Raw genomic sequence first — 12,582 nt, forward strand, 5'->3', positions numbered from 1 at the left:
CTGACATGTCCAACAATCTGACCCGAAGAACGCTCATGAAGAGCGTGGCCGCTGCCGGCCTCGCCACCGCCTTTGCCGACCGCTCAGCACTTGCTGCCGACGAACCGCTCGGCATCGCCCTCGTCGTGCCCTCGCCGATCGGTGATGTCGGCTGGGGCCATGCGCTTGCGGCCGGCATCGATCCGATCAAGGCCGCCTATGGCGACAAGGTGAAGGTCACGATCCTCGAAAACATCGCCGAAGGCCCGGATGCCGACCGCATCATGAACAAGACGGTCGCCGACGGAAACCATTTCCTGATCGCCGGTTCTTTCGGCTATCAGAATGGTGCGCTGCAGATCGCTCGCCGCAATCCCAAGGTGACCGTGCTGCATGCTTCCGGCTTCCAGGTTGCGCCGAACTTCTCGCCCTTCGCCGCCAAATATTTCCAAGGCACCTACCTGCTCGGCATGGCGGCAGCCGCAGTTTCCAAAACCGGCAAGCTCGGCTCGGTTTCCGCCTTTGCCATTCCCGAACTGATCACCTCCATCAATGCCTTCACGCTCGGCGCGCAGTCCGTCAAGCCCGACATCGAAGTGTCCGTCGTCTGGGTCAATTCCTGGTTTGATCCGGCCAAGGAGCAGGAAGCCGCCAAGGCACTGATCTCGCAGGGTTGCGATGTGATCTTCTCCAATGCCCAGGATACGCCTTCGGTGATCTCCGCCTGCGAAGAAGCCGGCGTCTTTGCCTTTAACCTGAACTCCTCGATGAAGAAATATGCCGAAAAGACCTATCTCGGCTGCATCGCCACCGACTGGTCGCCCTTCTTCAAGGCGTCGGTCGATGCCCATCTCGCCGGCACCTTTAAGGGTGCCAACACCTTCCTCGGCGTTGCCGACAAGGTCGTCGAAGTCGTCGACTGGAACCCGGCAATCCCGGCCGATACGATGAGCAAGATCAAGGCGATCGAGGCCAAGATCGCCGACGGCAGCTTCTCGCCCTTCACCGGTCCTATCACCAAGGCCGACGGCAGCGAAGGGGCCGCCTCGGGCGCGACGCTGACGGACGCGCAGATCGTCGCGATGGACTGGCACGTCAAGGGTGTCACGACGCCGCTGCCGAAGTAAGCCATGGTGAACCCGCTCCTGTCGCTGCGCGGCATTTCCAAGAGCTACGGCCAGGTCCATGCCAACCAGCAGATCGACCTCGACGTCGCTCCCCGCTCGATCCATGCCATCCTCGGAGAGAACGGGGCCGGCAAATCGACCCTGATGAAGCTGATCTACGGCGTCGAGCAGCCGGACAGCGGAACCATCGCCTGGAACGGGCAGAACCTCAGCCTTGCCTCTCCCGCAGAGGCAAGGCGTGCCGGCATCGGCATGGTCTTTCAGCATTTCTCGCTATTCGAAAGCCTGACGGTGGTCGAGAACATCAGGCTTATCGTGGCGGGCAAGAAAGCCGAACTGGCTGAGCGCATCCGCAAGCTGGGGCACGAGTTCGGCCTCGAGGTCGATCCGCTCGCCCATGTGCATTCGCTTTCCGTCGGCGAGCGGCAGCGGGTGGAAATCATCCGCTGCCTGATGACCGACCCGAAACTGCTGATCCTCGACGAGCCGACGTCGGTCCTGCCGCCGCAGGCCGTGGAGAAGCTGTTCGAGACCTTGCGCCGGCTGCGTGATGGCGGCGTTTCCATCCTCTTCATCTCCCACAAGCTGGAAGAGATCCAGTCGCTTTGCGACCGGGCGACGATCCTGCGCGGTGGACGCGTGACCGGCCATGTCGACCCGCGCGAGCATGACGCTCATGACCTTGCCCGCATGATGATCGGCCGCGATATGCCGGAACCCATGCCGGCGCTGCCGCTTGCCGAAGGTGAAAAGCGGCTGGAACTGATCGGCCTTAATTACAGGCCGGACGATCCTTTCGCCGTGCCGCTCTCTCAGGTCAACCTAGCCGTGCGCGCCGGCGAGATCCTCGGCATTGCCGGCATTTCGGGCAACGGCCAGAGCGAGCTTGCCGCGCTGATCTCCGGCGAAACGATCCTGCCGCGGGAGCAGCGCGATCAGATCTTCATGATGGGCAAAGATGTCGGCACATTCGATTCGGCGGCCCGCCGGCAGCTCGGATTTGCGTTCGTGCCCGAGGATCGGCTCGGCCGCGGCGCAGTCCCCGAAATGTCGCTCGCCCTCAACAGCCTGCTCACTGCCCACCCCCTGCATCTCGTCAAACGCGGCCTGCTCGACAAGGCGCAGGCGACCGCCTTCACCAATGAGTGCATCCGGGACTACGACGTGCGCACGCGCGGCCCCGAGGCCGAAGCCGGCTCACTCTCCGGCGGTAATTTGCAGAAGTTCATCGTCGGGCGAGAAATCATGCTGGCACCGAAACTGCTCTTCCTTGCTCAGCCCACGTGGGGCGTCGATATCGGCGCAGCCTCGGCAATCCGCAAGCGGCTGATCACGCTGCGCAACGAAGGCATGGCGATCCTCGTCATCTCCGAGGAGCTGGAAGAACTGTTCGAACTTAGCGACTTCATCCAGGTCCTCCATCACGGCACGCTGAGCCCGCCGCTTGTCACGCGCGACACCAAACCCGAAGAGATCGGCCGATACATGATCGGCGCCCAGTCGCAGCGCGAGAAAGCGATCGCATGAGCAGACCTCTGTTTGCCGCCCTGCCAATCCTCGTCCGCCGGGAGCGCGCCTCGCTTGCCGCCACCCTGCTTGCCCCGCCCATCGCGCTTGTTATCACGATCATCCTCAATCTCGGCCTTTATGTCATCATGGGGCGTGATCCGGTGGCGGTCATCTATGCGATGCTGATCGAGCCCTTCTTTTCCTGGGCATCCTTCTCAGAAGTACTTTTGAAGACTGGACCGCTGCTGCTGATCGCGCAGGGGTTGGCGATCGGCTTCCGCGCCAAGGTGTTCAACATCGGCGCCGAAGGGCAATTCGTGCTCGGAGCAATCTTTGCCTCCGCCATTCCGATCTGGTGGCCGGATGCGACCGGCCAGTGGATCTGGCCGGCGATGCTGCTGCTCGGCCTGATTGGCGGCGCGCTCTGGGCATCGTTGACTGCCTTCTGGCGTGTCCGGCTGAACGCTAACGAAATCTTGGTCTCGCTGATGCTGAGCTTCGTTGCGGTACAGCTTCTCAATTATCTGCTGCTCGGCCCCTGGAAGGATCCAAATGGCTTCAACTTCCCGCAGTCGGTGATGTTTCAGTATGACGCGATGGTGCCGATCCTGATCGAGGGAACGCGCGTCAATGTCTCTCTGATCCTTGCCGTTCTGCTGTCGATCGCCGCATGGATCTTCATGCAGAAGAGCTTCATAGGCTATAAATTGCAGGTCGGCGGACTGGCGCCACGTGCCGCAAGTTATGCCGGCTTCAAAGAGGGCTGGGCAATCTGGCTGTCGCTCTTGATCGGTGGCGCAGCCGCAGGTCTTGCGGGTGCATCCGAAGTCGCCGGCCCGCTCGGCCAGCTGCAGCGCTCGATCTCGACCGGTTACGGCTATGCGGCGATCATCGTCGCCTATCTCGGCGGGCTACATCCGATCGGCATCGTCATATCATCGATCGTCATGGCGGCCCTCTATATTGGCGGCGACAACGCCATGGTCTCCGCCAATCTGCCGATCGCCGCCGTTCGTGTTTTCCAGGGCAGCCTGCTTCTCACCTATTTGATCGCCGTCGCCTTCGTCCGTTATCGCCTTGCCTGGCACCCCGTCGCCATCCGGAGTCCATCATGAATGCCATCGAGTTCATCCTGGCCGGCATGCTGGCGGCAGCGACACCCTTTCTGCTGGCGGCGCTCGGCGAACTGGTGGCCGAGCGTGCCGGCGTGCTCAATCTCGGTGTCGAAGGACTAATGGCGTTCGGCGCCGTCATCGCATTCATCGTCGTCTATCACGGCGGCGGCCACTTTCTCGCTTTTCTTGCAGCCGGCATCGGCGGCATCCTGCTCTCGCTTGTCTTTGCCGGGATCATCCTTGGCTTCAACGCAAACCAGGTCGCGACAGGGCTTGCCATCGGCATTCTCGGTCAGGGCCTGTCGGCACTGTTCGGCAAGAGCTATGAGAGCCTCACCGTCAAGGCATTGCCGAAGATTACCATTCCCGGCCTTTCCGATATTCCTCTCATTGGCGGGTTGTTCACCCAGGATATCGTCGTTTGGCTTTCGCTTTTGGTGACACTCGCGATCTGGGCGACATTTKCCTATAGCAAGGTGGGTCTCGTCATTCGCGCCGTCGGCGAAAACCCGAAAGCCGCTCATGCCATCGGCTATTCCGTCATCGCCGTACGCTTCGCCGCTGTCGCATTCGGCGGCATGATGGCCGGCTTTGCCGGCGCCTATGCGTCGACGATCTATACGCCGCTCTGGGCGGACGGCATGATCGCCGGCCGCGGCTGGATCGCCATTGCGCTCGTCGTCTTCGGAACCTGGCTGACGGGGCGGATCTTCCTCGGGGCTTGCCTCTTCGGTGCCGTATCGCTGATGGGGCTTGCCGCCCAGGCAACCGGGCTCGACGTGCCCTCGCAGCTTTTGGCTTGCCTGCCCTATCTCGTGACGATCATCGTGCTCGGCATCATCTCGGCAGACCGCCGCCTGCTGAAACTCAATGGCGTCGCCTCGCTCGGCGAGCCATTCGAGCGATAGCAGAATGCGGCCTGCACGACGGCGCAGGCCGCTGACTGCGATCAATCATGCCTGGTGAGAAAGGCTGAGACGATGTCGAGGCAAAGTTCGTTTTCCTCGACATGCGGCATGTGGCTGGAGTTCTCGAAGAGCACCCACTCGCAACCCTTCACACGATCGACATAGGGTTTGACGACGAGCGGGGTCGCCTCGTCATATTTGCCGGAGATCAAAAGCGTCGGCGCCTGAATGAGCGGCAGGCGATCCTCGATCGTCCAGTCCTTCATCGTGCCGATGACGTGGAATTCGGTCGGGCCATTCATGTTGCGGTAGACGGTGTTGTCTTCGTCCATAATCGCGAAAGTGCGCGCAACTTCCGGCGGCCAAGGGGAAACGCGGCAGACATGCCGGTCGTAAAAGACGCGCGAGGCTGCGACATAGTCAGGATCGGTAATGGTGCCAGCTTCCTCATGCTTCAGCAACGTGTCCTGCACCTCCTGCGGCAGTTCCTCGCGCAGGCGGTTTGCCTCTGCCACCCAGGTATGCATGTTGGCCGGCGAATTGGCGATGACGAGCGCCTTCAGACCCTTCGGCTGGCGTACCGCATGTTCGGCACCCAGCATGCCGCCCCAGGACTGACCGAGGAAGGCATAGCGATCCTGAATGCCGAGATGCTTCAGCAGCGCATCGAGTTCTTCGAGGAAGAGCGCAGGCGTCCAGAAATCCGGCCCCTTCTCGGGTAGCCGGGTTGAGTTGCCGTTGCCGAGCTGATCGTAATGGATGACGGCGCGGCCATCGAGCTCCGAGATGCCCTTGAAGGAATCGACATAATCATGCGTGCAGCCGGGACCACCATGGGCGACGACAAGCGGCAGTCTGCCGGAATCAAGCGAACCGGTGATGCGATACCATGTCCGGTATTCGCGAAACGGCAGAAAAGCTTCCTTCGTCGAAACTGCGGCCACTGACATCTCCATCCTCTAGCGCAATGATGGAAAAGCATAGCGTGGCCGAAAAGGCGAAGGCAGCTATCAGAAGTTATAGGATGGGCGATCTTCCAGTAGCCGGTAATGCGCGGCCCGAACCACGGCCTGCGTGCGGTTACGGGCCCCAAGCTTCTTGGCAGCCGCATTGAGATGCATGACGACCGTCGGCACCGAGCGGTCGATGATGCGCGAAATCTCCTTGGCCGAGAGGCCCTCTGCTGAATGGCGCAAACATTCGCGCTCCCGCTCCGTCAGGCGGATCTTGCCGACGCTCAACGCCTTGGCATCGAAAAGCGAATAGGCAGCCTCATGAAAGACATGGGCCAGCAGGTTGAAATCGGCGATGTAGCGCAGCGCATGCTGCTCGAAATCGCTGTTGGCACCGAAACGGATGCCGGTCACCGTCGCATAGTCGCCTCGGGGCATATGGACGGGAACGGTGACACCCGTCGACATGTCACGTTCGCTGAGATAGCGCGTCACCGGCGCGGTGTCGTCGCTCATGAAGCGATTGATAAGCGTGTCGGCATCCCGGTCATAATTCCAGAAAAAGGGAGCGGAGGTGCGCAGCGCCACCTGCTGAACGGGATCGATGCGGAAGTAGCCGCGGTCGAACCAGTATTCCCGCATGTCCTCGGAAATATTGCGCAGCTTCAATAGCGACGGGATCATGATCGCCCCGTCGATGTCATAAGGCACCGGCGTGTAGTCGTAGATCAGGGCCTCGAAGCCGATCTCTTTCATCGCCGCGAAAACCTGATCGATACGCCCGTCCAGCGTCTGATGGGCTGAGAATTGCCGTCTGATCGTTCCGATTTCGTCAAGCATGGCAGGCTCCAGTCGGTGGTTCCCCACCCTATCACTTCTTATAGCTGGCAAAGGCTATGGTTTAAGGTAAAAATTTAGCCATGCCCAATTATTGAGCAAGCAAAATCTTTGCCGGAGCGGCCAATGTGGCGTGAAATCGAGCCTGAGGCGCGACATGAGATCGAAGTCGACGGTTACAAGGTGGTCGCCTACAGCTTCGGAACCGGCAGCGAGACCGTCTTCTGCCTGAATGGCGGCCCGGGTCTGCCCTGCGATTATCTGCGCGAGGCCCATTCCTGTCTCATCGACAAAGGCTATCGCGTGGTGGCCTTTGATCAGCTCGGTACCGGCGCCTCCGACAGGCCGACCGACGCATCGCTCTGGACCATCGGCCGCTATGTCGAGGAGACCGAGATGGTGCGCAAGGCGCTCGGCCTCGGCAAGGTGCATATGCTCGGCCACTCCTGGGGCGGCTGGCTGGCGATCGACTATGCGCTCACCTATCCGGAAAACCTGCAGACGCTGATCCTGGAAGACACCGTCGCCGACATGCCGCATCTCATCCTGGAACTGGAACGCCTGCGCGCCGCCCTTGGTCCGGAAACGGTCGCGATGATGCAGAAGCATGAGGCACAGGGCACCTACAATCATCCGGAATATCAGGCGGCTGTGACGATCCTCAATTATCGCCATGTCTGCCGCCTGCCGGAATGGCCCGCCCCCGTGCGCCGCTCACTCGACGACTGGAACATGGGTCCCTATGAGACCATGCAGGGTCCGAACGAGTTCCTCTATATCGGCAATCTGAAGGACTGGAACCGCATTCCCGATCTGCCTGATGTGACGACGCCGGTGCTGATCACCACGGGCGAACATGACGAGCTGACGCCGGCCTGCGCGCTGCGCATGAAGCTCGCTTTGCCGAACGCCGAACTCAAGGTCTTCGCGAACGCCAGCCACATGCCGTTTTACGAAAATCCGCATGATTATTATCCCGCGCTGGTCGATTTCCTCTCGCGGCATAGGGTAAGCTGATGCAGGATCAGGTGATCGGAACCCGCCGAAGACAAGGGGGCGAGCGCCGCCATGCATCGTTATAAGTTCATACTGACTCGGCCGGTCCAGTTTCTGCCCGTTATCTTCGGTATCAGCGTCATCACCTTCATCCTGGTGCGATTGATCCCCGGCGATCCCGCCCGCAATATCCTCGGCACGCGCGCGACACCGACGGCTCTTGCCAATATCCGCGCCCAATACGGCCTCGATCAGCCGATGTGGCTGCAATATTTCTACTTCCTCAAGAACCTCGCAAATGGCGAAATGGGCAAGTCGATCCTCTACAAGATCGACGTATTTCCGCTGATCGCCACGCGCATCGAGCCGACGATCGCGCTGGTCCTGACAAGCGTCATCCTGTCGATCCTGATCGCCGTGCCGATGTCGGCGATCGCAGCTCGCAATTCGGGCCGCGCGCCAGATCATGCAGTGCGCATCGTCTCCACCTTCGGGATCGGTTTTCCACCGTTCTGGCTCGGCCTGATGCTGATCATCCTCTTCAGCGTCGAACTCGGTATCCTGCCTGTCTCGGGTTACGGCACGACGATCGGCGAAAAACTCGCCCATCTCATCCTGCCGGCGCTGACCGTCGCCCTGTCGCTCTCGACCGTGCTGACCCGCAGCCTGCGCGCCGCGATGATCGAATCCCTGAAATCCGATGTAGCGACAGCTGCCCGCGCACGTGGCATGCCTGAGAGTATCGTCTTCTGGCGCCATGTCCTGCCGAATTCGCTCGTGCCGACAATCAATCTTCTGGCCGTCAACATTGGCTGGCTGATCGGCGGCACCGTCGTCGTCGAAAGCGTTTTCGCCTTGCCGGGCATGGGACAATTGCTGGTGCGCGCCATCTTCTCGCGCGACTATATGGTCGTTCAGGGCGTGGCCATGACCTTTGCCTGCGCCACCGTGCTCATCAATTTCATTGCCGATATCGTCACCGTCGCCGTCGATCCGAGGGTTAAGCTATGAGCGTCGAAGCCCTTGCTCCCTCTCCCGTCGCCTGGCGCCGTTTCCTCGACCGCCGGCTGACGCTCGTCATCGGCGCCGGCATCCTACTGTTCTTTCTGCTTCTGGCGATCGCAGCGCCAGTAATCGCGCCCTATGATCCGATCCTGCAAAATGCCGATGTACGACTGCAGGCGCCGTCGCTGCTGCACCCCTTCGGCACGGACAATTTCGGCCGCGACATCCTCTCGCGCGTCATATGCGGCGCGCGCATTGATCTGCAGATCGCCGTCATCGGCGTTATCTTCCCGTTCCTGATCGGCACGACGGTCGGCACCATCGCGGGCTTCTTCGGCGGCATCGTCGATGCGGTTTTCATGCGCCTCGTCGATATCATTCTCGCCTTCCCGTTCCTCGTCCTGATGTTATCGATCATCGCCATTCTCGGGCCGGGCCTCGGCAGTTTCTACATCGCCATGGCGCTGGTCGGTTGGGTGTCCTATGCGCGCCTTATCCGTGCACAGATGCTGGTTCTGAAAAGCAGCGACTATGCGGTCGCCGCCATCAGCCTCGGCTTCAGTCGTTCCCGCATCATGTTCCGGCATCTGCTTCCCAATGCCATTGCCGGCTCCATCGTCTTTTCCATGTCTGATGCCACACTGGTGCTGCTGAGCGGTGCAGCCATCAGCTATCTCGGTCTTGGCGTACAGCCGCCACTCGCCGAATGGGGTGTCATGGTTGCCGAAGGCCAGAGTTTCATCACCACGGCCTGGTGGATCACGCTTTTCCCCGGCCTTTCGATTGTCTGCCTTGCCTTCGGTTTCAGCATGTTGGGTGATGCGCTCGGCGAACTTCTCGGAGTTCACGAATGAGCGCTTCGGTCCTTTCCGTCCGCGACTTGACGGTCAAGGTTCATCTCGATGGCGGCGTGCGCACGCTGATCGACCATGTTTCGCTGGATCTCGCCAAGGGCGAAATCCTTGGCCTCGTCGGCGAAAGCGGCTCGGGAAAGAGCCTGCTCTGCCGTTCACTTGTCCGGCTACTGCCCTCCTCGCTGATCAAGATCGAGGGCGGCACCGTCCTGCTCCAGGGACGCGATCTGACGACGGCAAGCGATGCCGAGATGCTCAATGTTCGCGGCGGCGAGATCGGCATGATCTTCCAGAACCCGACGAGCCATCTCGATCCAGTCATGCGCATCGGCGACCAGATTTCCGAGGGCATCCGCTACCACCAAGGGCTTGGCGCGAGGGAGGCGCGGGCAGCGGCGATCGAGATCCTGACGCAGGTTGGCTTTCCCGATCCCGCTCGCCAATATGACAGCTATCCGCACGAATTTTCCGGCGGCATGCGCCAGCGCGCCATGATTGGCGTGGCGCTCTCCTGCAACCCGAAGATCCTGATCGCCGACGAGCCGACGACAGCACTCGACGTGACGATCCAGGCGCAGATCCTGAAGCTCCTGCTGGAGATCCGCGACAAGCGCGGCCTGTCGATCATCCTCATCACCCACGATCTCGGCATCGTCGCGCAGACCTGCGACCGCATCGCCGTCATGCGTAACGGCAAGCTGCTTGAACAGGGGCCGAAACGGACGATCCTCTCCCGGCCGCAGGACGCCTACACGATCAATCTGATCAACAGCCATCCCTCCATGCCGGACGAGGCGCCAAAGCCGGAGCCGCAGGTCGTGTCTTCGGCCGCATCGACCAAGCCGCTTCTTGAAATCGACGACCTGCATGTGCGTTTCAAGGTTGGCGGCAGCCTGTTCAAGGGCAGTGCCAAGACGGTGAGCGCCGTTTCCGGCGTCAGCCTGCAGGTCATGCCGGGCGAAACCATCGGCATCGTCGGCGAATCCGGCAGCGGCAAGAGCACACTCGCACGCGCCGTGCTGGGGCTGACTCCGATCTCCTCAGGCCATGTGTCCTTCGAAGGGATCGATCTCGCGCAGCAGCGGGCTGCCGGACTCGCAAAGCTGCGGCGCGAGACGGCCATGGTCTTTCAGGATCCTTATAACGCACTCAATCCGCGCCTCACGATCGGGCAGATGCTTGCCGAGGTGCTGAAGGTGCAGGGTAAGGTGCCGGCAGCAGCCATTCCAGAGAGGATTGGCGAATTGCTCGATCTTGTCGGGCTGGACCGGGAGTTTGCCAATCGCAAACCCCGCAGCATGAGCGGCGGCCAGTGCCAGCGCGCCGGCATTGCCCGCGCGCTTGCCGTCAATCCGAAGCTCATCATCGCCGATGAATGTGTTGCGGCCCTCGACGTCACGATCCAGGCACAGATCATCGCGCTTTTCCGCGAGCTCACCGCCAAGATGAACCTGACGCTAATGTTCATCGCCCATGACCTCGCGATCGTGCGCAATCTCTGCGAACGCGTCGTCGTCATGTATCGCGGCGAGATCGTAGAGGAAGGCCTCTCGGAAGAGGTCTTCGCGCGACCGAAACATCCTTATACCGCAGCACTCATTGCCGCGATTCCCGACATCGATCCGGACAAGCCGCTTCTGAGCAACACCAGTTTGGAAGACGAGCTGCAATCGGTGCCAGCACTACCCGTCAAACGCATGCCATAACAACGAAGGGAACGAACGCATGATCACCAGATGGAAATCAATCGGGCTTGCAGCGCTTCTTGCAGGCCTGACGCTCAGCGCATCCTACGCCGAAGCCGCCGGCGTGCTTACCATCGGTCGTCGAGAAGATTCGACGACATTCGATCCGATCAAGACGGCGCAGAACATCGACAACTGGGTCTTCTCCAACGTCTACGACGTGCTGATCCGCGTCGACAAGACCGGCACCAAGCTGGAGCCCGGCCTTGCCGAAAGCTGGACCGTCTCCGACGACGGCCTGACCTATGCCTTCAAGATCCGCGACGCAAAATTCTCTGACGGTTCGCCGCTGACGGCGGAAGACGCGGCGTTCAGCCTGCTGCGTATCCGCGATGACGCAGGCTCGCTCTGGAGCGACTCCTACAAGGTGATCGACACCGCCGTCGCGACCGATCCACACACGCTGACGATCAAGCTCAAGAATCCGTCGGCACCCTTCCTTTCGACGCTGGCGCTGCCGAATGCCTCTGTCATCTCCAAGGCCGGCATCGAATCCATGGGCGCGGACGCTTACGCCGAAAAGCCGATTGCATCCGGCGCCTTCGTTGTCGACGAATGGCGGCGCGGCGACCGCGTCATCCTGAAGAAGAACCCGAACTTCTGGCAGGCAGACCGCGTGAAGCTCGACGGCGTCGAATGGATCTCCGTGCCTGATGACAATACCCGCATGCTGAACGTGCAGGCAGGCCAGCTCGATGCAGCCATCTTCGTGCCCTTCTCGCGCGTCGAGGAGTTGAAGAAGGATGCCGGCCTCGACGTGCTGATCGACCCGTCGACGCGTGAAGATCATCTGCTGATCAACCATGCGCATGGCGATCTCGGCAAGAAGGAAGTGCGCCAGGCGCTCGATCTCGCAATCGACAAGAAGGCGATCGTCGATGCCGTCACCTTCGGTCAGGGCACGGTCGCCAATTCCTACATTCCGAAGGGCGCCCTCTATTACTACGCCGACAACCTGCAGCGCCCCTATGATCCGGAAAAGGCCAAGAAGCTACTGGCCGATGCCGGTGTCTCCAACCTGACGCTGAACTACCTGATCCGCGCCGGCGACGAGGTGGATGAACAGACTGCCGTGCTGTTGCAGCAGCAGCTCGCCAAGGCCGGCATTACAGCCAACCTGCAGAAGGTCGATCCCAGCCAGGAATGGGACATGACGGTTGCCGGCGACTACGACATCTCGGTCAACTACTGGACCAACGACATTCTCGACCCGGACCAGAAGACGACCTTCGTGCTCGGCCACGATTCCAACAACAACTACTCGACCAACTACAAGAACGAAGCGGTGAAGGAGCTGGTCGCCAAGGCCCGCCTGGAACTCGACCCGGAGAAGCGCGAGCAGATGTATATCGACCTGCAGAAGACGGCGAAGGACGACGTCAACTGGATCGATCTCTACTACAGCCCCTACATCAACGTGGCACGCAAGAACATCGACAACTTCTACCAGAACCCGCTCGGCCGCTTCTTCCTGGAAGACACGGTCAAGAACTGAGTATGTTATCGTTGTGACATGGTCCGCCGCGCCAAACGCGGCGGACCATTCTGTCGACG

The 12,582-nt window shown here is 60.9% G+C and carries 11 protein-coding genes; 9 read left to right on the forward strand and 2 right to left on the reverse strand.

Going from position 1 to position 12,582, the window contains the following annotated elements:
- Positions 1-5 precede the first annotated feature (5 nt).
- Genes AC1DTN_RS09240 through AC1DTN_RS09255 form a run of 4 tightly spaced genes read left to right on the forward strand, consistent with a single transcriptional unit; the run spans position 6 to position 4,638 of the window.
- Complete coding sequence (locus AC1DTN_RS09240) at positions 6-1,106, forward strand: BMP family ABC transporter substrate-binding protein (RefSeq protein ID WP_477920592.1); 1,101 nt, start codon at positions 6-8, stop codon at positions 1,104-1,106.
- Positions 1,107-1,109: 3 nt separating this feature from the next.
- The gene (locus AC1DTN_RS09245; RefSeq protein ID WP_477920593.1) at positions 1,110-2,633 is read left to right on the forward strand and encodes an ABC transporter ATP-binding protein; all 1,524 of its coding nucleotides are present in this window, start codon (positions 1,110-1,112) and stop codon (positions 2,631-2,633) included.
- Positions 2,630-3,730, forward strand: coding sequence for an ABC transporter permease (locus tag AC1DTN_RS09250; protein WP_477920594.1), 1,101 nt, complete (start codon positions 2,630-2,632; stop codon positions 3,728-3,730). The genes AC1DTN_RS09245 and AC1DTN_RS09250 overlap by 4 nt, the downstream gene beginning before the upstream one ends.
- Positions 3,727-4,638 (forward strand): ABC transporter permease, encoded by a 912-nt coding sequence (locus AC1DTN_RS09255; protein WP_477920595.1) that lies wholly within the window; start codon positions 3,727-3,729, stop codon positions 4,636-4,638. The genes AC1DTN_RS09250 and AC1DTN_RS09255 overlap by 4 nt, the downstream gene beginning before the upstream one ends.
- 41 nt (positions 4,639-4,679) lie before the next feature.
- Here AC1DTN_RS09255 and AC1DTN_RS09260 read toward each other — a convergent pair whose 3' ends face one another.
- Both AC1DTN_RS09260 and AC1DTN_RS09265 read right to left on the reverse strand, forming a co-directional pair.
- The gene (locus AC1DTN_RS09260) at positions 4,680-5,594 is read right to left on the reverse strand and encodes a proline iminopeptidase-family hydrolase (RefSeq protein ID WP_477818519.1); all 915 of its coding nucleotides are present in this window, start codon (positions 5,592-5,594) and stop codon (positions 4,680-4,682) included.
- Positions 5,595-5,648: 54 nt separating this feature from the next.
- Positions 5,649-6,431 carry a LuxR family transcriptional regulator gene (locus tag AC1DTN_RS09265; protein ID WP_113182765.1) on the reverse strand — a complete coding sequence of 261 codons (783 nt, stop codon included), beginning with the start codon at positions 6,429-6,431 and terminating at the stop codon, positions 5,649-5,651.
- Positions 6,432-6,554: 123 nt separating this feature from the next.
- Here AC1DTN_RS09265 and AC1DTN_RS09270 point away from each other — a divergent pair, with 123 nt between their 5' ends.
- Genes AC1DTN_RS09270 through AC1DTN_RS09290 form a run of 5 tightly spaced genes read left to right on the forward strand, consistent with a single transcriptional unit; the run spans position 6,555 to position 12,523 of the window.
- A complete protein-coding gene (locus AC1DTN_RS09270) occupies positions 6,555-7,445 on the forward strand; it encodes a proline iminopeptidase-family hydrolase (protein ID WP_477920597.1) in 891 nt (296 codons plus the stop codon).
- 51 nt (positions 7,446-7,496) lie between these two features.
- The gene (locus AC1DTN_RS09275; protein ID WP_477920598.1) at positions 7,497-8,435 is read left to right on the forward strand and encodes an ABC transporter permease; all 939 of its coding nucleotides are present in this window, start codon (positions 7,497-7,499) and stop codon (positions 8,433-8,435) included.
- Positions 8,432-9,283 carry an ABC transporter permease gene (locus AC1DTN_RS09280; protein WP_477920600.1) on the forward strand — a complete coding sequence of 284 codons (852 nt, stop codon included), beginning with the start codon at positions 8,432-8,434 and terminating at the stop codon, positions 9,281-9,283. Before AC1DTN_RS09275 ends, AC1DTN_RS09280 begins: the two co-directional genes overlap by 4 nt.
- Positions 9,280-10,989 carry a dipeptide ABC transporter ATP-binding protein gene (locus tag AC1DTN_RS09285; RefSeq protein WP_477920601.1) on the forward strand — a complete coding sequence of 570 codons (1,710 nt, stop codon included), beginning with the start codon at positions 9,280-9,282 and terminating at the stop codon, positions 10,987-10,989. The genes AC1DTN_RS09280 and AC1DTN_RS09285 overlap by 4 nt, the downstream gene beginning before the upstream one ends.
- Positions 10,990-11,008: 19 nt before the next feature.
- Positions 11,009-12,523, forward strand: coding sequence for an ABC transporter substrate-binding protein (locus tag AC1DTN_RS09290; RefSeq protein ID WP_477920602.1), 1,515 nt, complete (start codon positions 11,009-11,011; stop codon positions 12,521-12,523).
- Positions 12,524-12,582: the final 59 nt, after the last annotated feature.

The sequence above is a fragment of the Rhizobium sp. 01T444 genome (assembly GCF_056398305.1).

Excerpts from the sequence above, each read along its gene's own strand:
- AC1DTN_RS09240 (WP_477920592.1), top strand. The coding sequence starts at position 6 with ATGTCCAACAATCTGACCCGAAGAACGCTCATGAAGAGCGTGGCCGCT.
- AC1DTN_RS09245 (WP_477920593.1), top strand. The coding sequence starts at position 1,110 with ATGGTGAACCCGCTCCTGTCGCTGCGCGGCATTTCCAAGAGCTACGGC.
- AC1DTN_RS09250 (WP_477920594.1), top strand. The coding sequence starts at position 2,630 with ATGAGCAGACCTCTGTTTGCCGCCCTGCCAATCCTCGTCCGCCGGGAG.
- AC1DTN_RS09260 (WP_477818519.1), bottom strand. The coding sequence starts at position 5,594 with ATGGAGATGTCAGTGGCCGCAGTTTCGACGAAGGAAGCTTTTCTGCCG.
- AC1DTN_RS09265 (WP_113182765.1), bottom strand. The coding sequence starts at position 6,431 with ATGCTTGACGAAATCGGAACGATCAGACGGCAATTCTCAGCCCATCAG.
- AC1DTN_RS09270 (WP_477920597.1), top strand. The coding sequence starts at position 6,555 with ATGTGGCGTGAAATCGAGCCTGAGGCGCGACATGAGATCGAAGTCGAC.
- AC1DTN_RS09275 (WP_477920598.1), top strand. The coding sequence starts at position 7,497 with ATGCATCGTTATAAGTTCATACTGACTCGGCCGGTCCAGTTTCTGCCC.
- AC1DTN_RS09280 (WP_477920600.1), top strand. The coding sequence starts at position 8,432 with ATGAGCGTCGAAGCCCTTGCTCCCTCTCCCGTCGCCTGGCGCCGTTTC.
- AC1DTN_RS09285 (WP_477920601.1), top strand. The coding sequence starts at position 9,280 with ATGAGCGCTTCGGTCCTTTCCGTCCGCGACTTGACGGTCAAGGTTCAT.
- AC1DTN_RS09290 (WP_477920602.1), top strand. The coding sequence starts at position 11,009 with ATGATCACCAGATGGAAATCAATCGGGCTTGCAGCGCTTCTTGCAGGC.